Genomic DNA, 24,178 nt, shown 5'->3' with positions numbered 1-24,178 from the left:
TTTAGGAAATTCCATTAGTGATGTAAGAGGAGAGGATATTGGTTAGGTATGTTTCGCATCCTTCATATATATCCACGACAGCCTGTAGGTGGCTTAAATAGCTATTTACAGGCTGTCGTGTTGTTTAAAGGGTAAGTGTAGCTTTGGAATATTACATTGTTAATGGAGATATTCTTCCTATAAGATTATTTGTATAGGCTAGTCTTCCATCAACAGTTATGACAACAGCACCCATACCCTCAATTCTATTAACTCTATGAATAATTGAAGCAGCATCTAATCCAAACAATTTTGTAGTATATATATCGCAGTCTAGGGATTTATCAGCAATAATAGTTAAAGAAGCTATATTACTTTCTATTGGATACCCTGTTTTGCTGTCAAATATATGGTGGTATTTAGTACCATCCTTTTCAAAAGCTCTCTCATATATTCCTGAGGTTACAACGGATTGATCTTTTATTTTGACGAGTGCTACCGCATTTCCTCTTGGTAGAAAAGGATTTTGTATTCCCACATTCCAGTCACCGCCTTCAGATGGTGATTCTCCAAAAACCAGAACATTACCTCCCAGATCTACCATAGCTGAAACAGCACCATTTTCCTTAAAGAATTCCATAACTTTATCAGCAAAATAACCCTTAGCTATGGCGCCAAGGTCTATCTCAATACCTCTTTTCAAGAAGTATACAGTCTTTTTTTCATCATCTAGTTGTATATTCTCAGGATTTAAAAGTTCAAGTACCGGTGCTATAGCTTCTTTTTCTGGTACACGAGCCTCCTTAAAACCTATTCTCCATAATTTTATTAATGGCCCTATTGCAATATTTAAATATGTATTTTCACATAGACTATGTTTTTTTCCTATTTTTATGAGTTCATACAGCTCTTCATCCACTTCTTGCGGAGCTAATGAAGCTGTTTTTTTTAGCATCCCAAGCTGTGAGCTATCACTATTGGCACTAAAGACTTCTTCATAATGAATCAGCATAGCCTCAGCCTTTTCTGCAAGCTTTTCAACAGCTTCTCCCTTTATATAGAGAGAGATTTTTGTTCCCATAAGATATATTATTTTTCTATACTCACTCATTTTGCTCTCCTATATTGAAATTATTTTGCCCATGAATTAAAAATGCATCTATAAGGTCTTTATCAATACTAGTTAGTTTTCTTTCATTATGATATGCTATAAAATAATCTAAATTCAGCTCATCAATTGGAATTTGATATATATTGTATTCAGATGGACACTCCTTTACATCGATGCTTTCTGGTATAAAGGTTAGTCCTATATTATTCATTGCAAGTTTATGTACAGTATTGATTTCGTTGCTTTCAATTATGATTTTTGGCTCCACCTTATAAAGGCTTAATAATTGATCTATCTGTTTTCTTATAGCAGAACCCTTTGAAGTCAATACAAGCTTTTGACACAATAGTTTATTTATGTCGATAGTTCCTTCTGGAATAATGGAAACGTCCTTCTGATATAGATCAGAGCAGCGAGGAATTATAGCAAGGTATCTGTGCCTTCCCCAATTAATCGCGTTTAAGTTTGGAGAAATATTTCTTGAATTTTGTCCAATCCAAAAATCCAATTCACCATTTTGAGTGAGCTTCTCATTTTTTTCTGGTAAAGTCTCTGAAAGCTCTATTCTACAGCTTGGATGCATATCCAAAAACTTTGGTAAAAAAAGAGGTAAAAGATAGGTTCCAAGGCTAGGAAGCACTCCTATCTTTATAACCTTGTTATCTATATCTGATACAGCTGATATTTCTCTAAGGAGCCTCGCATAATTATTTTCTATTGAAGTTAAATATTGATAATATATCTTTCCTTGCTCGGTTAATCGATATGGTAGCTTGCTTCGACTTATAAGCTCGCAGTTTAACTGACTTTCTATCCTTTTAATAACCTGTGTCAAGTAAGGTTGAGAAATATAAAGTGATTTAGCAGCCTTGCCATAATTACTGTACTTTAAAATGGCATCAATATAATACAAGATATCTTGAGAGTTGTATTTTGACATTTGATTCATCCTTTTGTTAAATATTTAACCTTATTTATTCTTGTGTCGATTATAACAAATATGTTATTAAACTTCAATAAATAACTATTAGATATAATATATCGAATATGTTAAAATTATATCATATAATTACTAAAATTATGAAATTTTCAAATACAGAAAGGGGATTACTATGAAATATTTAGCAATTGTAGGCACTAACTCAGACGTGTCAACTAATCGTATGCTGCTTCAATTTATGCAAAAGCATTTTGCGAGTGAAGCAGAGATAGAACTTTATGAAATTAAGGATTTACCTGCCTTTAATGAACCAGAGGATTCTGATATTCCTGAAAAGGTAGCAGAATTATCTGACAAAATTCTTAAAGCAGATGGAGTAATAATAGCAACTCCAGAGTATGATCATGCTATACCTGCAGTTTTGAAGAGTGCTCTTGAATGGATTAGTTACACTAGCCAGGCACTTACTGACAAGCCTGTTTTAATAGTTGGGGCTTCTCTTGGTATACTTGGTTCTTCTCGTGCGCAGGCACATCTTAGACAAATACTTGATTCGCCTGAGCTTGCTGCTAGAATCATGCCAAGTAGTGAATTCCTTTTAGGAAAATCACAAGGTGCGTTTGATAATGCAGGAAATCTTATCTATTCAGATAAGCTATCAGAGCTTGAGGAAATTTTTAGAGAGTTTCTTTTATTTACAGATATTACACTAAAACTTTTAGCAGAAAAAGTTTTAAAAAAAGATAAAAAATTCACTTGGCAAGAATAGGAGGATTAATAACAATGAAATTTATAGCAATTACTGGAACTAATGCAAAGAGTTCATATAATCGTAAACTACTTCAGTTTATGAAAAAATACTTTGAGTCAAAGGCAGAAATAGAAATACTTGAGATTAAAGATGTTCCTATGTTTAATCAATCTGATAATCAGTCTTCAAGTGAAGTAATACAAATGTTCAATGATAAGATTACAGAAAGTGATGGTGTTATTATAGCTACTCCAGAGTATAATCACTCAATTCCATCGAGTCTTAAAAGCTTAATTGAATGGCTAAGCTTTGATCTTCATCCACTTGCTGGTAAACCAGTGATGATCCTTGGAGCTTCTCTTGATGTTCAAGGTTCCTCTCGTGCACAGCTACATCTTCGTCAAATCTTAGATGCGCCAGGTGTTGATGCAAATGTAATGCCAGGATATGAGTTTTTACTTGGAAGCGCAAATAAAGCATTTGATGAGGAAGGTAATCTAAAAGATGAAAGAACTATAGACTTCCTAGAAATATGCTTCCTACGCTTTATGCGTTTTGCAAAGATTTCAAATCAGCTAAACGAAGAAGAAGAGTTTAGCTTTACACCAGGAGAATATGAAGTAAGTGCAATAGGTCATAGCGGAAGTCTTCCGATGAAAGTATCCTTTAGTGAAAAGAGAATAGAAAGTATAGATATCACTACAGATGGCGAGACAGAAGGACTTGCAGATGTTGCTTTTATAAGAATACCAGATAAAATAATTGAAGGACAAACATTAAATGTTGATGCTCTTTCTGGTGCTTCTGAAACTAGTAATGCTGTATTAGATGGTGTGGCTAAAGCAATTAAGCTTGCAGGAGTTAATCCTGACATACTTAAGAGACGTCCAAAGCCTGCTAGCAGCCTAATCAAAGTAGATGAAGAATATACTTGTGATGTAGTAGTTGTAGGCGGAGGCGGCGCAGGATTAAGTGCAGCTGCAACAGCGCTACAAAATGGTAAAAGTGCTATTGTTCTTGAGAAATACCCAGCAGTAGGTGGAAATACAATACGTTCAGGTGGTCCTGTCAATGCTGCGGATCCGGAGTGGCAAAGCCAGTTTGATGAAAATCCAGGAGAAAGACATACTATTGAAGAACTACTAGCTACAGATGAGAGTTTAATTCATTCAGAATATATAGATGATTTCCGTGCACTTAGAGAAGAGTTTTCTGCTTATAAGGAAAAGTTTGGTACACAAAAGGGACATCTATTTGACTCTCCATTACTTCACAGAATGCAAACATATTTTGGTGGTAAAAGAACTGACCTTAATGGAAACTCTATATACGGACAATATGACCTAGTAAAGATACTTACAGATAGAGCCTTAGAAAGTGTTAAATGGCTAGAGGAAATAGGTGTTGAGTATGATAAGAGTATAGTATTTGCTCCTGTTGGTGCACTATGGCGTCGTGGTCATAAGCCTACTAAAAGCTATGGCTCAGCATTTATACTTGCACTATCAAAATATGTGCAAGATAACTCAGGAAAAATCATTACTGATAGCCCTGTAAAAGAATTTATCATAGAAGATGGTGAAATAAAGGGAGTTATAGCAACTGGTGTAAATGGACAAAAAATAACTGTTCATGCAAAAGCAGTGGTGCTTGCAAGTGGTGGTTTTGGTGCAAACACAAAGATGCTAAAAGAATATAACACTTACTGGGCTGAAATTGATGATAATATAAGAACTACCAATTCATACGCTATGACTGGTGATGGAATATTGCTTGGTAAATCTGTAGGAGCAGCACTTACAGGAATGGGCTTTACTCAAATGATGCCTGTAGCTGATCCAGAAACTGGTGAATTATTCAGTGGAGTTCAAGTACCTCCTGAAAACTTTGTAATGGTAAATAAAGAAGGAAAAAGATTTATTAATGAATTCTCTGGTAGAGATGTATTAACAAAAGCTGCTATTGACCAAGGTGGTTTATTCTACCTTATAGCTGATGATGAAATTAAGAAAACTGCAGCTAATACAAGTCAAGAAAAGCTAGACCGTCAGGTAGAAGCTGGTACTTTATTTAGAGCAGATACCCTAGAAGAACTAGCAGTAAAAATTGGTATGGATCCTGCAGTTCTTATAGACACTATTAATAAATATAATTCATATGTTGATGCAGGCTTTGATCCTGAATTCCACAAGGATACATTCAGCTTAAAAGTGGAGAAAGCACCGTTTTATGCTACTCCTAGAAAGCCAGCAGTTCATCATACAATGGGTGGACTTAAGATAGATACTAAAACCCACGTATTAGATGAAAATGATAAACCAATTAAAAATCTTTATGCAGCTGGAGAAGTTGCTGGAGGTATCCATGCAGGTAACCGTCTTGGCGGTAATGCATTAACTGATATATTTACATTCGGAAGAATTGCTGGTAAAACTGCAGTTGATGAAATGAAATAAGTATAATGTTTAGATAATTAAAGTAATAATTTAACTTCCTAATTCTGGCCTAAGCAACTGAATATATAAACTGTCAAGTAGCCAGATACAAGGATGAAGAGCCGATAACACGCATAAGTAAAATGCAGTTATAGGCTCTTTCTCTTATACTTCAATAGATATTGTACATTTGATGTGATACGGTTCGCATCCACCAGGAAACCTAGGAAATCTGGATTTTGTATGTTTCTTTATTTCATAAAGATTTAGAATTAGTAATAATAAAAAGCTGAAGTATAGTAAAACAAGTAAAATTATTGCCAACTTTTACTTGAATACATTGATTGAAAAAAACGTTATCAATTGATATAATCTTATAATGAATAGTCCAATGGAAGGAAGTATTATATGTTCAGTTATAGTCAGATTAAAAGCCTTAATGATTTAGAACTTTCAGTTTACAATTATATCATGGATAATAAAGATAAAGTACGATATATGAAAATAAGGGAATTGGCGGCTGAATCTCATGTATCAACTACAACTATATTAAATTTCTGCAAAAAAATAGATTGTAGCGGTTATTCAGAGTTTAAACTAAAATTTAAATTATTTATAGAAGAAAAAGAAATCAAAAAAGTAAGTGAAGATAATACAGAGATAATTGATTTTTTTAAGAAAACAAATACTGAAGAATATGATCAAAAGATAGAGGAAATAGTAAAAGCTATATTAAAAGCAAAGAGAACAATTTTTATAGGAAGCAGTATGTCAGGAATTGTAGCAAGATATGGAGCACGATATTTATCAAGTGTGGGACAATTTAGTTTATGCATTGATGATCCATATTACCCAACTACAGGTAAATTTTATGAAAATTCAGTTGTGATAGTATGTTCTGTGTCTGGAGAATCAAAAGATATTATTGGCCATATAAATAGATTTAAAAAAGAAAGTTGCTGTATTGTTAGTATTACTAACACTGAAAAATGCACTATAGCGAAAATGTCTGATTATAATATTCCATATTATGTACCATATGTTAAGGTAGGAATATATGATATTACCACTCAAATTCCAATAATCAGTATAATAGAGAGAATTGGAAGAAAGCTACAGAATCGTCAAGAGGAATCTATCAAACCTGAGTAAATAGTTATAAATGAAAAAAGTATTGTACATAAAGCTTTATCAATTTGAAGTTTTTAACTCAAATTGATAAAGCTTATTTTAATATATGAAATGTCAGGAATACATTGGGTTTGCAAAAAAACAAAATGTTTTTTGGCAATAACAAATTATAAAAAAACAGACATGTTTTTTATAATTGTATATATAGTGACAAAATTCGTTTTTTCAATTAACATTAATTTAAATTCAAATAGCTATTCGAAAATAATAAATACAAGAGAGGTAACAAAATGGCTAAAGATTATGCATTAATTGCGAAAACGATTACGGAAAATTTAGGAACAATATCGAATATTGAAAGTGTAACTCATTGTATGACTCGTTTAAGAGTTTCTTTAAAGGATGACTCAAAAGTAAACGTAGATGAGATTAAAAAAATTAATGGAGTAATCGGATATGTAAACCAAGGCGGACAACATCAAGTTATTATTGGGAATAATGTATCTTATGTTTATAAGGAAGTTTTAAAATTAGGTAACTTTGGAGATCAAAGTGACATCGCAAAAGGTATAAAAAAAGAAAAACTAACTATCAAAAAAGTTGGAAGTAATATATTGGATGCATTAGTAAGTACAATGTCACCATTAATACCAGCAATTATTGGTGGTTCAATGGTAAAGTTAGTAGTAATGATTTTATCTATGTTAAAAATACTACCATCAGATAGTACTACATATATCTTACTAAATGCTATTGGAGATGCAGCGTTTTATTTCCTTCCAATTATGGTGGCAGTATCAGCATCTAAGAAATTTAACACTAATACTTATTTAGCTGTTGCAATAGCAGGACTTATGGTGCATCCAGATTTCATGAAACTAATGGTAAGCGCATCAGAAGGAAAGAGTGTAACTTTAGCATTTATACCTATTGCATCCGTTAAATATACATATACAGTAATACCAGCACTTTGTATGACTTGGATATTATCATATATTGAAAGATTTGTTGATAAGATAACACCAGAAGTAACTAAAAATTTCTTAAAACCAATGATTATAGTATTGATTGCAGCGCCAATAGCAATTGGACTTATAGGACCTTTAGGTATATGGATTGGTACAGCAATATCAGGTTTAGTTTATTTTGTTCACAGCAAATTAGGATGGGTATCAGTAGCAATAATGGGAGCTTTATGGCCACTACTAGTTATGACTGGTATGCATAGAGTATTTACTCCAACCATATTAACAACTATAGCAGAAACAGGAATGGAAGGAATGGTAATGCCTTCAGAAATAGGTGCAAACCTTTCATTAGGAGGAGCAGCCTTAGCTGTTGCTTACAAAACTAAAAATAAAGAGTTAAGACAAACTGCAATTGCAGCTGCTTCTTCTGCAATCATTGCGGGAATTACAGAACCATCTCTATATGGGGTGGCATTAAGATTTAAAAGACCTATGATAGCATCATTAATTTCAGGTGGTGTATGTGGTTCTGTAGCTGGTATAGGAGGATTAGCAAGTAGATCTATGGCTGCACCAGGCTTGTTCACAAGTGTTCAGTTTTTTGATCCACAAAATCCATCGAGTATTATTTGGATAATTGGAATAATGATACTAGCAGTGGTATTATCTTTTGTATTAACTCTAATATTTGGATTTGAAGATGTTCCAGCAGAAGATAACACTGAAATAATGAGGGCAGATAATGAGTAAATACAGTTTTCCAGAAGAATTTCTATGGGGAGGAGCTATTGCAGCAAATCAGACGGAAGGTGCTTATAGAGAAGATGGAAAAGGTTTAAGCACTGTAGATGTTATCCCTTATGGAAAAAACAGAATGAAAGTAAAATTAGGGTTAGAAGAAGATTTGACTTTGAAAGATAATGAATTTTATCCAAGTCATGAGGCAATTGATTTCTATCATCATTATAAAGAAGATATTGCTCTCATGGCTGAAATGGGATTTAAAGTTTTTAGAATGTCAATTGCATGGACAAGAATTTTCCCTAATGGAGATGATAGTACACCTAATGAAGCAGGAATTAAATTTTACAGAGATTTATTTTTAGAGTGTAAAAAATATAATATAGAACCATTAGTAACCTTATGCCACTTCGATGTTCCAATGGAACTGGTTAATAAATATGGATCATGGAAGAGCAGAGAAATGATAGCGCTTTTTGAAAGGTATGCAAGATGTTGTTTTAAAGAATTTGATGGTTTAGTTAAATACTGGCTGACATTTAATGAAATAAATATATTGATACACAGTCCTTTTTCGGGAGCAGGTATATATTTCAAGGAAGGTGAAAATAAAGAGCAGGTTAAGTATCAGGCAGCACATCATATGTTAGTAGCAAGTGCCTTAGTAACTAAAATAGCTCATGAACAAAATCCAGAAAATAAAGTTGGATGTATGTTGGCAGGTGGAGATTTTTATCCTTATTCATGCGATCCAAGAGATGTATGGATGGCTCATACAAAGGATAGAGAAAATTTATTTTTCATAGACGTACAGGCTAGAGGGAAGTATCCAGCATATTCAAAAAGGGTATTTGCGGAAAAAGAAGTAAGTATTATAATGGAAGAAGAGGATTTGGATATATTAAAAAATACAGTAGATTTTATATCTTTTAGTTATTATTCATCTAGATGTGCATCTAAGAATATGGAAAATCAAACTGAAGCTAATGTTGTTAAATCCATAAAAAATCCTTATTTAGAAGTTAGTGAATGGGGATGGGCCATTGACCCGTTAGGACTTAGAATAACTATGAATACCCTATATGATAGATATGAAAAGCCTTTATTTATAGTAGAAAATGGACTAGGTGCCAAAGACACAATTGAAGAGGATGGCTCAATAAATGATGATTATAGAATTGAGTATCTTAGGCAGCATATCATGGAAATGAAAGAAGCAATGGAAGATGGAGTTGAACTATTAGGATATACATCTTGGGGATGTATAGATTTAGTTTCAGCATCAACTGGAGAGATGAGTAAAAGATATGGATTTATATATGTAGATAAACAAGATGATGGAACTGGAACTTTAGAGAGAAAAAGAAAAAAATCATTTTATTGGTATAAAAAAGTAATAGAATCAAACGGTGAACGTTTAATATAAAAAAGTAAGGATTGTTGAGTATGATTAGTCAAGAAATTAGAAAAATAGCACCTGAAATGGATCCATTAAGAAGAGGTATGGGATGGAGCACAGATGATTTATCTAAAACACAGATAATAATTGAAAGTACTTTTGGAGACAGCCATCCAGGCAGTGCACATCTGGATAAGTTTGTAAACAAGGCTATGGATGGGATCAGTGAAGCAGGGGGGAAAGGCTCTCGATTTTATGCAACTGATATATGTGATGGACAGGCACAAGGTCATGATGGTATAAATTATTCCTTAGTATCAAGGGATATATTAGCATCGTTGATTGAAATTCATGCAAAGGCAACACCTTTTGATGGAGGAGTATTTATATCCAGCTGTGATAAGGGAGTTCCGTCTCATTTAATGGCAATAGGTAGAGTAAATATTCCAGCTGTAATTGTAACCGGAGGAGTTATGGAAGCAGGTTCTGATCTGCTTACACTAGAGCAAATCGGAATGTACAGTGCCATGTATCAAAGAGGAGAAATAACAAAAGATAAGCTTACGTATTATAAGAATAATGCATGTCCATCTTGCGGTGCATGTTCATTCATGGGAACGGCATCAACAATGCAGGTTATGGCAGAAGCATTAGGGTTAATGCTTCCAGGGACAGCTTTAATGCCTGCAACATGCAGTGATTTAGAAGAGGCAGCTAAGGAAGCAGGACATTATGCTGTTAAGCTGGCTGAATTAGAGTTAAAACCTAGAGATATAGTAACTTATAAATCTTTTGAAAATGCAATTATGGTTCATGCAGCAATTTCAGGTTCGACTAATTCATTACTACATATACCAGCAATTGCACGTGAATTTGGAATATGCCTTGATGCTAGTGAGTTTGATAGAATACACAGAAATATACCATACTTGCTAGATATAAGACCAACAGGAAAATGGCCAGCACAGTATTTTTACTATGCTGGAGGAGTTCCTGCAATAATGGAGGAAATAAAAGATTATTTACATCTTGATGTTTTAACAGTTACAGGGAAAACATTAGGTGAAAACTTAGAAGATTTAAAAGGAAATGGCTTTTATGAAAAGTGCAATGCGTATTTAGAAAATGTCGGATTAAAAAGAGAAGACATAATACGTAAACATACAAATCCAATAGGAAGTAATGGAGCAATAGCTATACTAGAAGGAAATCTAGCACCGAAGGGAGCAGTAGTTAAACATTCTGCAGTTCCCAAAGAAATGCATAAGGCTATATTGAAAGCTAGACCATTTGACAGTGAAGAAGAAGCTATAAATGCAATATTAACAAAAACTATTAAGCCAGGGGACGCAGTAATAATAAGATATGAAGGACCCAAAGGAAGCGGTATGCCTGAAATGTTCTATACAACAGAAGCAATATCATCTGATGAAAAATTATCAGCAAGTATTGCATTGTTAACAGATGGAAGGTTTTCGGGAGCATCCAAAGGGCCAGCAATAGGTCATATATCACCAGAAGCAGCAGTAGGAGGTCCAATAGCTTTAGTTCATGAAAATGATTTGATAGAAATCAATATAGAGTCTAGAAAACTTCAGGTTGTAGGGATAAATGGAGAAAAATGTAGCCTAGAAGAAGTTGAAAAAGAGTTTGAAGCACGTAGAAAAAACTGGGTTCCAAAAGAAGAAAAATATAAATCGGGAATTCTAAGCATATATTCTAAAAATGCAGTTGATCCAATGCTAGGTGGGTATATGAAATAATTAAGCTATATATTATGTAAGTATTTATTATAAAGGGGAATCTGAAAATTAATATATAATTTTAGATTTCCTTTTTAGATAAGAGTAAAATATCAGGAGTGATAAAATGAATATATTTCAAAAATTTATTAATAAAAAGCAAGAAGAAACAATTATAGAAAAAACGGAAAATGGCTTTATTTATGCCCCAATGGAAGGCGAAGTAATTCCTTTGAAAGAAATTAATGATGGTGTATTTTCAGAAGAAATGCTTGGAAAGGGATGTGGAATTAAGCCCACTCATGGAAAATTATATGCACCTTTTGATGGAGAAATTGTTTTGATTATAGAAACAAAACATGCAATTGCATTAAAAAGCTGCGATGGAATTGAACTACTAATTCATGTGGGAATGGATACAGTTAAAATGAATGGAAAAGGCTTTAATCCATTAGTGAAAGTTGGAGATAAAATAAAATGTGGGCAATCACTGATGACATTTTCTATATCTGATATTGAAAAGGCAGGATATGTGACTACTACAGCAATAGTTGTAACAAACTCTGATCAATATAGAGATATAGAAGTACTTACACAAGGTAATACAAAAAAATCAGAAAAGCTTATCAAAATTTTATAAGTAAAGTTGCCAATATGTATAATATTGAGGATTAAAAAGAGATAAAATTTATTAGTGGATTTTAAGGCAATGCTTCGCCTCCACCATAAAATCCATGACCATTTGTATGTGGCTTAAATAGCTATTTATATGTGACCGTGGATTTTTAAATTATGTATTGACAAATATCATTGATAATGATATCATAAGCACATAAATTAATGATAGATTTAATTAGGATTGTTACTGGCAGGCAGGCAAGACCTTCATTTTATGTAAATACTATGTATTTGCATAATTAGTGGTCTTTTTTTTATGCTCAAAAATATAAATCATATGTTTTGGAAGGAGGATAAAATGAAAATTACGCGAATCATCAATAATAATGTAATTTGCGCAGTGAATGTTAGGCGACAGGAACTAATACTTTTAGGTAGCGGTATAGGTTTTCAAAAGAAAAAAGGAGACGAAGTAGATGATGATAAAATTGAAAAGGAATTTTTCTTAAAATCTAAAAATATGGCTGGGAAGTTATATGCACTGCTTGCACAAATTCCTATAGAATATATGAGAGTATCTGATAGTATTATTAAATATGCAAAAGAGACTTTGGGAAAAGAACTTAATGAAAATATCTATATTACATTAACTGATCATATTAATTTTGCAGTAGCAAGATATTTAAATGGCTTAAGTTTCAAAAATGCATTGTTATGGGAGATAAAGAAATTTTATGCACCAGAATTTAGTATTGCATTAAAAGGTGTAGATATAATTAATAAAGAATTCAATGTGGAATTGACTGAAGATGAAGCAGGATCAATTGCCTTACATATTGTCAATGCAGAATTAGGTTCAGAAATGGAAGAAACTATGAAAATAACTCAGTTGATCCAGAAAGTTTTGAATTTAGTTAGGTATCAATATAAAATTAATTTTAACGAAAATTCATTGAATTATATGAGGTTTGTTACTCATTTGAAATTTTTTGCTTATCGCTTATTTAGCAATAATACTATAGAAAGCAATGATGAAGAATTTCAGGATATTATCAAAGCAAAATATAAAAATGAATATCAATGCAGTTTGAAGATTAGAGAATTAATCAAGCAGGATTATCAAAAAGAATTGACAGAAGAAGAATTGGTATATCTAACTGTTCATATTAAAAGAGTTATAGTGGAATAAAAGTGATAAGATAAAAGAAGAATGAATATAACTAGGATTGTTACTGATTAAGCAGGCAAGACCTAGAGTTTAGCAAATGTATAGCATATGCAGCTATATATCTGCTAGGCTCTAGGTCTTTTTTTATAAAAAAATAAAGTGATTTTTAGGAGGAAATAATATGAATTATCAAAAGATGGCAGCCGACATCTTAAAGTTTGTTGGTGGAGAAAAAAATGTTGAATATGTAACCCATTGTGCAACTAGATTACGTTTTAATCTAAAAGATGATACAAAGGCAGATAATGAAGCTATTAAAAAAGTTACAGGTGTTATGGGGGTTGCAAATAGCGGAGGACAATATCAGGTTATTATCGGAAATAATGTGAATAACGTTCACAAGGAATTGATGGAGTTAGGGGATTTTAAAAGTGCCACTGCTGCAATGAGTTCTACAAAAAAAGGAAGAGTTTCCACTGTGTTAGACACTCTTTCTGGAATCTTTACTCCTATTTTACCAGCAATGATTGGTTGTGCAATGATCAAGGCTGTACTTGTCATATTAAAATCAGCTGCATTGCTTCCAAGTGATAGTCAGCTGTATACCATTTTGACATTTATCAGTGATTCAGCGTACTATTTTTTACCTATGTTACTTGCATGGAGTTCAGCTACTAAGTTTAAATGTAATGTTGGTTTAGCAATGGCTTTAGCAGGTGTATTACTGCATCCAAGTTTTTCAGCATTAATGAGTGATGGAAAATATGTTACATTTTTGGGACTTCCAATTACGAAAACAACTTATTCATCATCTGTAATTCCTATTATTTTAGCAGTATGGGTAATGTCATATGTTGAAAAATTTGCAGAAAAAATTTCACCCAATGTAGTAAAATCTATTTTAAAACCGTTAATTATTATAATTGTGATGGCGCCTCTTACATTAGTTGCCATTGGACCTTTAGGCGCTATTATTGGTATCTATGTTGCTAGTGCTGTAACATTTATTAATACACATGCAGGGTGGTTAGTTTCAGGAATTGTTGGTGGAACATTCCCATTCCTTATTATGACAGGAATGCACTATAGCCTAGGTCCAATTGCTATTACAGCTTATACTACTACAGGAGTAGAAGGTATTATTGGACCAGGAATGTTAATTCATAGTTTTACTCAAGGTGGAGCAGCTTTAGCAGTTGCGTTAAAAACAAAAAATAAAGACTTTAGACAGGTTGCTGCTTCTACAAGTATGACAGCTGTGCTTGGTGTTACAGAACCAGCTATGTTTGGTGTTAACTTAAGATTAAGAAAACCATTAATTGCGGTTGTGACTGGTGGTATTATAGGCGGAATATATGTTGGAGCATTTGGAGTAGTAAGATCAGCTATGGGCGTTACTGGTTTAGCAACGCTACCTGCATTTATTACTGCAAATCCTTCTAACCTAATAAATGCAGTTATTGGCTGTGTGATTGGTTTTGTGGTTTCATTTGCTTTGACATTGATTTTAGGATTTGATGATGTAGTAGATGAGGGAGAAACTAAAAAGACAAAAGGAACAATAAGTAATGATTTGAATAATAATAACATGATTACATCTCCTTTAAAAGGTGAAGTTGTTGAACTATCTACAATCAAAGATGAAACATTTGCAAGTGGTATTATGGGAAAAGGAGTTGCCATTAATCCAGTTCAAGGAAAGTTAGTATCTCCTGTAAATGGGAAAGTTACAGCAATATTTCCTACGTTACATGCTGTTGGAATTACCTCAGAGGATGGCGTTGAAATTTTAATTCACATTGGTATGGATACTGTTAAATTAGAAGGTGAGTATTTTAAAGCTTATGTGAAAAATGGAGATAATGTAAATGCTGGAGATTTATTAATTGAGTTTGATATTAATGAAATTAAGGCAGCTGGCTATGAGTTAATGACACCAATCATTATTACTAATTCCAATGAATATACAGACATATTAGTGACAGAAAAACAAAAAATTGATATTGGAGAAAGATTAATAACTATTATTTAAGAGGAGAATAGTGATGAACAAGAAAAATGTAATGCCAAAAAACTTTTTATGGGGTGGAGCAACTGCAGCTAACCAATATGAAGGTGCATGGAATGTAGACGGGAAAAAAGCAAGTACGGCTGATATGATGACTAGCGGAACACATACAATCCCAAGGCGTATTACAAAACAATTAGAAGAAGGAACACATTATCCTTCTCATGAAGCGGTAGATTTTTATCACCATTATGCAGAAGATATTAAATTATTTGCTGAAATGGGATTTAAATGCTTTAGGATGTCTATTGCATGGTCAAGAATATTTCCTAATGCTAATGATGAGACTCCAAATGAGGAAGGACTTAGGTTTTACGACAAAGTATTTGCAGAGTTAAAGAAATATAATATTGAACCAATAGTTACAATTTCTCATTATGAAGCTCCCTTTGCATTAACTGAAAAGTTCAATGGATGGGAATCTAGAGAAGCAATTGATTGTTATATTAGCTACTGTGAAGCTATTTTTACACGTTATAAAAATGTAGTGAAATATTGGATTACATTTAATGAGATTAATAGTTTACTAGTTCCAGCAGGAGCGTATTTAGCAGGAGCTTTGCTTGTTGATGATAGTGGAATCTTCAATAATACAGCAGTTGATAGTACTCAAATGAGATTTCAAGCATTACATCATCAATTTGTAGCCAGTGCTAAGGCGGTACATTTAGCTCACCAAATAAATCCGGATTTTAAGATTGGATGCATGATTAATTATAGTTGTGGTTATGCAAGTACATGTAAACCTGAAGATATTGTTATGGCTCAAAAACAGGATCAGGTAAACAATATGTTGTGTAGTGACGTGCAAGTGCGAGGAGAATATCCAACTTTTGCAAAACGCTATTTTGAAGAGAAAAATATTACGATTCATATGGCTGAAGATGATGAAGAGATTTTAAAAAAGGGTTGTGTTGATTTTTATACCTTTAGCTATTATAAGTCTCATGTGGTTGGTACGCGTCCAGAAGGAGATGAAACTCAAGGAAATGTTTTTGGTGGCTTTAGAAATCCATATTTAAAGGCAAATGATTGGGGCTGGCAGATTGATCCGGTTGGGTTAAGGTATGTATTAAACCATATTTACGATCGTTACAGAATCCCAATTATGATTGTTGAAAATGGGCTGGGTGCAGTTGATGTGGTTGAAGAAGATGGAAGTGTTAATGATATTTACAGAATTAAATTTCTTAAGGAACATATTGAACAAATGAAAGAAGCTGTTTATGATGGAGTAAATTTAATTGGATATACGGCCTGGGGATGCATTGATTTAGTTAGTGCTACTACAGGTGAAATGAAAAAACGCTATGGGTTTATCTATGTGGATAAAGATAATGACGGAAATGGTACTCTAAAGCGAAGTAAGAAGAAGAGTTTCTATTGGTATAAGAAGGTAATTGAGTCAAATGGAAATGACTTGAATTAAATATACCACATAAATTAGTGGGTGTAATGGCACAGAATAATTAATTTGTACTGTTTATGTAGGCGTTAAGTATAATTGTAAAATAGTGGTTTAACATTTTAGTAACAATAGTGTATAATTAGTAGGATTAGATTGGTATAAATCTGAATAGATGGAAATAACATTGTACGAATAACACAGGGATATTTGGAGGATAAAACTAGAATGTTTGAACCAATTAAAAATACAAAGGTTTATGAACAAGTTGTTGAGCAGATAAAAAAAATGATACTAGATGGTACCTTGAAAAAAGGAGACAAATTGCCTACAGAACGAGATTTAGCAGAGCAGCTTCAAGTTAGCAGAGCTTCAGTACGAGAGGCTTTAAGGGCACTTGATATTATTGGGCTTGTGGAGAGCAGACAGGGTGCTGGAAATTACATCAAAGAGAATTTTGAAAGTAATCTTTTTGAACCTATGTCTATGATGTTTATGCTTGGAAATGGTACACCTTCTGAAATACTTGAATTTAGAAAAGTATTGGAAAGTCAGGCTATAATTCTTGCAACTGAGAGAATTACTGATGAAGAAATTAGTTATCTTGAAAAATTATTGCATCAATTGAAAGAATGCAATAATGAGAAAGAAAGTGTTATTCTTGATAAGGAATTTCATTTTACCATAGCAAAAGCATCTAAAAATCTTCTTATTATAAATATATTACAAGTAATATCTCAGTTGCTTGATGAATTTATAAAAGATTCTAGAGAAAAGATATTAGCTTTTGAGGATAATAGAGGAAAATTAAATGAACAACATGAAATGATATATAATGCTATTAAAAATAGAGATATTAATTTAACTCACAAAGCTATGAGTGAACATTTAAAATTCATAGAAGATTATATTTATGAATAATAAAAATGTAATAACAAATATATATTATTAAGGGTAAATTAGGTGTAAACACTTAGTTTGCCCGTTTTTATTTTTTGTGGGTAACTTATTAGTTTATATATAAATTCTAATTAAATTAGAACTTGTCTTTAAGTAAAAAGATAGGTAATGACTAAACTATTTTCGATTAATTCTTTATTCTTGCAGGCTTATATTTATAGGTTTAATGAAAAATATGTATTGGATTTTATATATGTTAATAAATTATCAGCATTATTATGCTTTTCTAAGCTTTTTCTAAAATAGTAATTATAATTTTAGAAAAAAACATAAATTTATCCATGATTTAATTATAATATATAAATAAATACTTTTTAATTGTTAACATAATAACTATTGTAGCAATATTCAGATTATTGTGTTAATATTATTTCAACAAGATATTGGTCAGACCACCTTACCAAAGAATAGAAAGGAGAGAAAAAACAAATATGTATTTACTGTTTTTCATTGCGCTAATACCTATAGTTGGACTTATGATTTCATTAGGAGTATTGAAAATTCCAGCCCATAAAGCAGTACCCTCAACGTTAGCTGTTACAATTTTACTAGCAATTTTAGTTTGGAAAATGCCTATAGTATCAGCAGTTACTGCTACAGTTGAAGGTGCAGCTATGGCTATATGGCCCATCATAGTTGTAATAATAGCAGCTGTTTTTACTTACAACTTATCAGTATATACAAATAGCATGGATGTAATAAAAAGAATGATGACGAGCGTTACTACAGACAATCGAATTCTAGTACTTATATTGGCATGGGGGTTTGGTGGATTTCTTGAAGCAATAGCAGGCTTTGGAACAGCTGTTGCAATTCCTGCAAGTATATTAGCAGCGCTTGGTTTTGAACCTGTATTTGCTGCAATAATATGCCTTATTGCTAATACAACGCCTACAGCCTTTGGAGCAGTAGGAATTCCAGTCACGACACTAGCAAAGGTAACTGGCATTGATGTTGGAAGACTTAGTTATGATGTTACACTGCAATTATTAATTTTAATCGTAGTAGTTCCAGTAGTACTTGTAATGTTAACAGGAAAAAGTGTAAAAGCGATAAAAGGAGTGTTAGGAATAACATTAGCATCAGGATTATCCTTTGCAATTCCACAATTGATTGCAGCAAAATATCTTGGAGCAGAACTTCCTGCAATACTTGGTTCTATTGAATGTATGGGAGTAACAATATTAATAGCAAAATTATTTTATAAGAAACCAGAGGGAGAAGGTGCAGAAAAGGTTGAATTAAAAGAAGGAATTATGGCTTGGGTACCATTTATATTAGTATTTGCATTAATTATGCTATCAAGCTCATTATTCCCTGGTATAAATAAAATATTATCATCAGTTCAAACTACAGTAGATATTTACAGAGGAGAAGGAGCAGCTCCATATACTTTTACATGGCTTGCATCTCCAGGAACATTAATTATAATTGCAACAATTCTTGGTGGTTTAATCCAAGGAGTTAGCTTAAGTGAAATAGTTAAGGTATTCTTGAAAACGTGTAAACAAATGACTAAATCAGCAATAACTATTCTTGCTATTGTTGCACTTGCGAAGGTAATGAGTCATGCAGGAATGATTAAAGCTATAGCTGTAGTATTAGTAAAAGTTACAGGTGGTTTTTATCCACTTATTGCACCACTCATTGGAGCACTTGGAACCTTTGTAACAGGTAGTGATACATCTGCAAATGTATTATTTGGAGGTCTTCAGGTTGAGGTAGCAAAGTCTTTAAACATGAGCCCTTACTGGCTTGCAGCAGCTAATACTTGTGGAGCCACAGCAGGAAAAATGATCTCACCTCAAAGTATTGCAGTTGCAACAGCAGCTACAGGACTTGTTGGAGCAGAAGGAAAGATACTAAATCAGACAATAAAATTCTGTTTGGTTTATGTAATCGTTTTAGGAGCGATAGTTTATTTTGGAAGTATGTTTATATAGAATAATTTAAATGTTAAAAAGGGGAAGATATTATGGCAACAATAAAAATACCTTATAATAAAAGATTTTTAGAGGCTAATATTTCTGATAAAAATCTTGAGGCAGTGCTTGAATCTAAGGCTCATGATTATAAGCCAGGGCTTACTCAGGAAGAAATTGTTGAAAAAGCATTGGACAACCCTATTGAAAGTGAGAGTTTAGAAGAATTAGTAAAAGGTAAAAAGAACATGGTTATTATAACAAGTGATCATACAAGACCTGTTCCAAGTAAAATAACTCTTCCAATAGTGCTTAGAAGAATTAGAAAGGTGAACCCAGATATAGACATAAAGATTCTTATAGCAACAGGTTTTCATAGGCCGACTACTAGAGAAGAAATGCTTGATAAATTTGGTGAAGAAATTGTAAATAATGAAACCTTAATTAATCATTTATCAGAAAAAGAAGAGGATCAGACTTTCTTAGGAATTCTTCCATCTGGCGGTGAATTATGGATAAATAAACTGGCTGCACAAGCAGAACTTTTAATATCTGAAGGTTTTATTGAACCACATTTTTTTGCAGGATTTTCAGGAGGAAGGAAAAGTGTTCTTCCAGGAGTTGCAAGTGCTCGTACTATAATGTGGAATCATAATTCAGAATTTATAGGAAGTGGCAATGCAAGAACAGGAAGACTTAGTAAGAATCCTATACATGAGGATATGCTTTTTGCAGCTGAAAAAGCTAATTTAGCATTTATATTAAATGTTGTTATAGATAAAGATAAAAAGATTATTCATGCCGTAAGTGGTCATAGTAAATTTGCCCATGAAGAAGGCTGCAAATTTGTTACAGAACTTTCAAGTATTGATAGCGTTAAGGGAGATATAGTAATCAGTTCTAATGGGGGATATCCTCTTGATCAAAATATTTATCAATCAGTTAAAGGAATGACAGCAGCTGAAGCCTGTTGCAAAGAAGGTTCAGTAATAATAATGGTATCAGCTTGCAATGATGGACATGGAGGAAAATCTTTCTATAGAAATATGGCAGAAGCTAAAAGTCCAATTGAGGTATTGAATAAAGTACTTCAAGTTTCAAAGGATAAAACGCAGCCAGACCAATGGGAATTTCAAATTTTAGCAAGAATATTAAGCAAAAATAAAGTAATCATGGTAACAGATATGTGTGATCCTAAAATAATTAATAATATGCATATGGAATGTGAATTTACTTTAGAAGAAGCATTAAAGAAAGCCTATGAAATAAAGGGTGAAGCTGCAAAAGTTGTAGTTATACCTGATGGAGTTTCTGTAGTAGTTAAATAATTAAGTAATTAATATAAATTCAGGAGGGAAATTATATGGACATATTGATATGTATTAAACAAGTACCAGGAACAAATAAGGTAGAAGTTGATCCAGTAACAGGAGTATTAAAAAGAGACGGAGTAGATTCAAAAATGAATCCCTATGATTTATATGCTCTTGAAACTGCTGTGAAGATTAATGAACAGTTTGGAGGGGCTATAAAAGTAATAAGTATGGGACCTCCACAAGCTAAGGAAGTTATTAAAGAAGCCTTTACAATGGGAGCACATGAAGGAATGCTTCTTTCAGATAGAAAATTTGCAGGTGCAGATGTTTTGGCAACTTCTTATACAATTTCTCAAGGTGTGAGAAGAATGGGGAATACAGATTTAATTATTTGTGGAAAGCAGACAACAGATGGTGATACAGCTCAGGTTGGTCCAGAAATGGCTGAATATCTTGGAATTCCTCATATAGCTAATGTAATAAAAATAGTTGAAGTTAAAGATAAATCCATAGTAGTAGAAATGGACATGCCTGACACAATTGAAATCGTAGAAGTTAAATTTCCATGTTTAATAACAGTAGAAAAGGATATCTTTCAACCAAGACTGCCATCTTATAGAAAAAAACTTGAGACACAGGATAAGGAAATTGGAATGATAAGCTTAAAGGATTTTGAAGATCAAAATGAAAAAAGATATGGGCTTAATGGATCTCCAACTCAAGTTGAGAGAATATTCCCACCAGAAGTAAATACAGATAGAGAAATGTGGAATGGAAGTCCATCTGAATTAACTGTAAAAATAGCTGACAAGCTTAATAATCTAAAGTTCATATAAGGGGAGGAATTGTCATGGGTAAGCTTATAGTAAATCAAGATAAAATAACTAATATTGATGAATTAATTAAAATATGTCCCTTTGGCGCTATGGAAAATATTGGAGGGAAAGTTGAAATAAATGCTGCATGTAAGATGTGCAAACTTTGTGTTAGAAAAGGGCCAGCAGGTGCAGTCGAATTTATAGAAGAAGAAATAATAGAAATAGATAAGAGCTTGTGGAAGGGGATAGCTGTATATGTTGACCATGTGGAAGGTGAAATTCACCCAGTTACCCTTGAGCTTATTGGAAAAGCAAAAGAACTTGCTTCAAAGATAAATCATCCAGTTTATTGTGTATTTATGGGAGAAAATATAAAAGATAAAGGCCAAGAACTTCTTCATTATGGAGTAGATGAAGTATTTATATATGATAATCCAGAATTAAAGGATTTTAGAATAGAACCATATACTGCAGTTTTCGAAGATTTTATTAACAAAGTTAAGCCAACTGCAATACTTGTTGGAGCAACTACTATAGGAAGATCTCTTGCACCAAGGGTTGCTGCAAGGTTTAGAACTGGACTTACTGCAGATTGTACAATACTTGATATAAAAGAAAATACTGATTTAGTTCAAATAAGGCCAGCCTTTGGCGGTAATATTATGGCACAAATCGTTACTCCAAATAATAGACCACAGCTTGCAACCGTAAGATATAAGGTTATGTCTGCGCCAAAAAGAAATCCTGAAGCAACAGGCAAGATAACTGTTTGCGACATAAGTAAAGACAAACTAATTTCAAATATTAGAGTACTTAATGTTATTCCTAAAGAAAAAGAAATAGGTATTTCGGATGCAGAAGTGATTGTAGCTGTAGGTAGAGCGTTAAAATCTGAGAAGGATATGGCTATGATAAAGGAGCTTGCAGAACTACTTAATGGTGAACTTGCAGTTACAAGACCTTTAATTGAAGCAGGCTGGGCAGATGCAAAAAGACAGGTAGGCTTGAGTGGAAGAACTGTAAGACCAAAACTTATAATAGCTTGTGGAATATCTGGTGCTGTTCAGTTTACAGCAGGTATGAATAATTCAGATTATATATTTGCTATTAATATGGATGAAAAGGCACCTATATTTAAAGTGGCCCACTATGGAATTGTTGGTGATATATATGAAATTATTCCACAGCTTATAGAACAAATAAAGTTATCAAAGGAGGCATAAACAATGAACTATAAAAAAGTTGATATAAATGATATTGAAAATATATTATCTATGATAGGAGATGGAGAAAGGGTCTTTCATGGTGAAAATATCAATGAAGATTATAGCCATGATGAGCTTGGAACAGTAAAGCAAATGCCTGATATTGTAGTACAGGTTACAAGTGCAGAAGAAGTTTCTTCAATTATGAAATATGCTTATGAAAATAATATTCCTGTAACACCTAGAGGTTCAGGTACTGGCCTTGTTGGAGCAGCAGTTCCAATCCATGGAGGGATAATAATTGATTTAAGTAAAATGAATAAAATACTTGAATTAGATGAAGAAAATCTTACACTTACTGTAGAGCCGGGAGTGCTTCTAATGGAAATAGCGTCTTTTGTTGAGGAACATGATTTGTTTTATCCGCCAGATCCAGGTGAAAAGACTGCTACAATAGCAGGAAACATTAATACAAATGCAGGCGGAATGAGAGCTGTTAAATATGGAGTTACTAGAGATTTTGTAAGAGGGTTAGAGTTAGTTCTTCCAAATGGAGAAATAATGGAAGTAGGAGGAAAAGTAGTAAAGAACAGTTCTGGTTATAGTTTAAAAGATTTAATTGTTGGTTCAGAAGGAACTTTAGCAATTGTAACAAAAGCAATATTAAGATTATTACCATTACCTAAAAAAGCTATTAGTTTGTTGATTCCATTTCCTAATCTTGAAACAGCAATAGAAACTGTTCCAAAGATAATAAAATCAAAATCTGTACCAACTGCAATTGAGTTTATGCAAAGAGCTGCTATAGTAGCAGCAGAAGAATTCCTTGGAAAGAAGTTCCCAGATAACTCGTCAGATGCTTATCTTCTTCTTACTTTTGATGGAAATAGTAAGGAAGAAGTAGAGAGAAATTATGAAAATGTAGCTAATATATGTCTAGAAGAAGGAGCCCTAGATGTATTTATTTCAGATACTGAAGAAAGGCAAGAATCAATATGGAGTGCAAGAAAGGCTTTCCTTGAAGCTATAAAGGCATCAACTACTGAAATGGATGAAGTTGATGTAGTTGTTCCAAGAAATAAGGTTGCTGAATTTGTTAAATTTATACATGAACTTGAAAATAAATTTGAAATAAGAATAAAGAGCTTTGGACATGCTGGAGATGGAAATCTTCATATATATATATTGAGAGATCAGCTTGAAGAAGAAATCTGGAATAAAAAATTAAATGACGTTATGAAATGCATGTATGATAAATCTAAGGAACTAAACGGACAAGTGTCAGGCGAACATGGAATAGGTTTTGCTAAAAAACCATATTTAAATAGTTCATTGTCAGAAGAAATACTTGGAATAATGAAAGGAATAAAGCTTGCCTTTGATTATAAAAATATACTTAATCCAGGTAAGGTATGCCAATAAGTTTATACAATTTAGTGAAAATGAATTAAATAAATTCTGAAATATGTAGTGTGTTCCCCCAAAACTAGGTTTTGGGGGA

The 24,178-nt window shown here is 32.8% G+C and carries 18 protein-coding genes; 16 read left to right on the top strand and 2 right to left on the bottom strand.

The window, feature by feature from the left end:
* Positions 1-151 precede the first annotated feature (151 nt).
* Together GXK56_RS08115 and GXK56_RS08110 are read right to left on the bottom strand one after the other, a co-directional pair.
* Positions 152-1,090 carry an FAD:protein FMN transferase gene (locus GXK56_RS08115; protein WP_160686961.1) on the bottom strand — a complete coding sequence of 313 codons (939 nt, stop codon included), beginning with the start codon at positions 1,088-1,090 and terminating at the stop codon, positions 152-154.
* Positions 1,083-2,030 (bottom strand): LysR family transcriptional regulator, encoded by a 948-nt coding sequence (locus GXK56_RS08110; protein ID WP_160686960.1) that lies wholly within the window; start codon positions 2,028-2,030, stop codon positions 1,083-1,085. The genes GXK56_RS08115 and GXK56_RS08110 overlap by 8 nt, the downstream gene beginning before the upstream one ends.
* Before the next feature lie 172 nt (positions 2,031-2,202).
* Between GXK56_RS08110 and GXK56_RS08105 the strand changes: the two genes are divergently transcribed.
* From GXK56_RS08105 to GXK56_RS08030, 16 genes are all read left to right on the top strand, one after another.
* Positions 2,203-2,799 carry an NADPH-dependent FMN reductase gene (locus GXK56_RS08105; RefSeq protein ID WP_160686959.1) on the top strand — a complete coding sequence of 199 codons (597 nt, stop codon included), beginning with the start codon at positions 2,203-2,205 and terminating at the stop codon, positions 2,797-2,799.
* A gap of 14 nt (positions 2,800-2,813) precedes the next feature.
* Positions 2,814-5,237, top strand: a complete 2,424-nt coding sequence (locus GXK56_RS08100; protein WP_160686958.1) for a flavocytochrome c — start codon at positions 2,814-2,816, stop codon at positions 5,235-5,237.
* A 387-nt stretch (positions 5,238-5,624) separates the two neighbouring features.
* A complete protein-coding gene (locus GXK56_RS08095; protein WP_160686957.1) occupies positions 5,625-6,368 on the top strand; it encodes a MurR/RpiR family transcriptional regulator in 744 nt (247 codons plus the stop codon).
* 269 nt (positions 6,369-6,637) lie between these two features.
* Complete coding sequence (ascF, locus tag GXK56_RS08090) at positions 6,638-8,065, top strand: PTS cellobiose/arbutin/salicin transporter subunit IIBC (RefSeq protein ID WP_160686956.1); 1,428 nt, start codon at positions 6,638-6,640, stop codon at positions 8,063-8,065.
* A complete protein-coding gene (gene ascB / locus GXK56_RS08085; protein ID WP_160686955.1) occupies positions 8,058-9,482 on the top strand; it encodes a 6-phospho-beta-glucosidase in 1,425 nt (474 codons plus the stop codon). The genes ascF and ascB overlap by 8 nt, the downstream gene beginning before the upstream one ends.
* A 20-nt stretch (positions 9,483-9,502) precedes the next feature.
* Complete coding sequence (gene ilvD, locus GXK56_RS08080) at positions 9,503-11,218, top strand: dihydroxy-acid dehydratase (RefSeq protein WP_160686954.1); 1,716 nt, start codon at positions 9,503-9,505, stop codon at positions 11,216-11,218.
* A 106-nt stretch (positions 11,219-11,324) separates the two neighbouring features.
* Positions 11,325-11,837, top strand: coding sequence for a PTS glucose transporter subunit IIA (locus GXK56_RS08075; RefSeq protein WP_160686953.1), 513 nt, complete (start codon positions 11,325-11,327; stop codon positions 11,835-11,837).
* Positions 11,838-12,173: 336 nt separating this feature from the next.
* Complete coding sequence (locus GXK56_RS08070) at positions 12,174-13,004, top strand: PRD domain-containing protein (RefSeq protein ID WP_160686952.1); 831 nt, start codon at positions 12,174-12,176, stop codon at positions 13,002-13,004.
* Between the two features lie 160 nt (positions 13,005-13,164).
* Complete coding sequence (locus GXK56_RS08065) at positions 13,165-15,015, top strand: beta-glucoside-specific PTS transporter subunit IIABC (protein ID WP_160686951.1); 1,851 nt, start codon at positions 13,165-13,167, stop codon at positions 15,013-15,015.
* A 13-nt stretch (positions 15,016-15,028) separates the two neighbouring features.
* Positions 15,029-16,480, top strand: coding sequence for a 6-phospho-beta-glucosidase (locus GXK56_RS08060; protein ID WP_160686950.1), 1,452 nt, complete (start codon positions 15,029-15,031; stop codon positions 16,478-16,480).
* Between the two features lie 204 nt (positions 16,481-16,684).
* Positions 16,685-17,377, top strand: a complete 693-nt coding sequence (locus tag GXK56_RS08055; RefSeq protein ID WP_160686949.1) for a FadR/GntR family transcriptional regulator — start codon at positions 16,685-16,687, stop codon at positions 17,375-17,377.
* 470 nt (positions 17,378-17,847) lie between these two features.
* Positions 17,848-19,359, top strand: coding sequence for an L-lactate permease (locus tag GXK56_RS08050; protein WP_160686948.1), 1,512 nt, complete (start codon positions 17,848-17,850; stop codon positions 19,357-19,359).
* Positions 19,360-19,391: 32 nt separating this feature from the next.
* Entirely contained in the window at positions 19,392-20,666 is a 1,275-nt protein-coding gene (gene larA, locus GXK56_RS08045; RefSeq protein WP_160686947.1) for a nickel-dependent lactate racemase, read from the top strand.
* A 35-nt stretch (positions 20,667-20,701) separates the two neighbouring features.
* The gene (locus tag GXK56_RS08040; protein WP_160686946.1) at positions 20,702-21,490 is read left to right on the top strand and encodes an electron transfer flavoprotein subunit beta/FixA family protein; all 789 of its coding nucleotides are present in this window, start codon (positions 20,702-20,704) and stop codon (positions 21,488-21,490) included.
* Positions 21,491-21,504: 14 nt separating this feature from the next.
* The gene (locus GXK56_RS08035) at positions 21,505-22,695 is read left to right on the top strand and encodes an FAD-binding protein (protein ID WP_160686945.1); all 1,191 of its coding nucleotides are present in this window, start codon (positions 21,505-21,507) and stop codon (positions 22,693-22,695) included.
* Between the two features lie 3 nt (positions 22,696-22,698).
* Positions 22,699-24,099 (top strand): FAD-linked oxidase C-terminal domain-containing protein, encoded by a 1,401-nt coding sequence (locus GXK56_RS08030; RefSeq protein ID WP_160686944.1) that lies wholly within the window; start codon positions 22,699-22,701, stop codon positions 24,097-24,099.
* Positions 24,100-24,178 lie beyond the last annotated feature (79 nt).

It is taken from the genome of Clostridium sp. C2-6-12, from assembly GCF_009928485.1.
Lineage (GTDB): Bacteria > Bacillota > Clostridia > Clostridiales > Clostridiaceae > Clostridium.
This window is presented reverse-complemented; position numbering and strand designations above follow the sequence as displayed.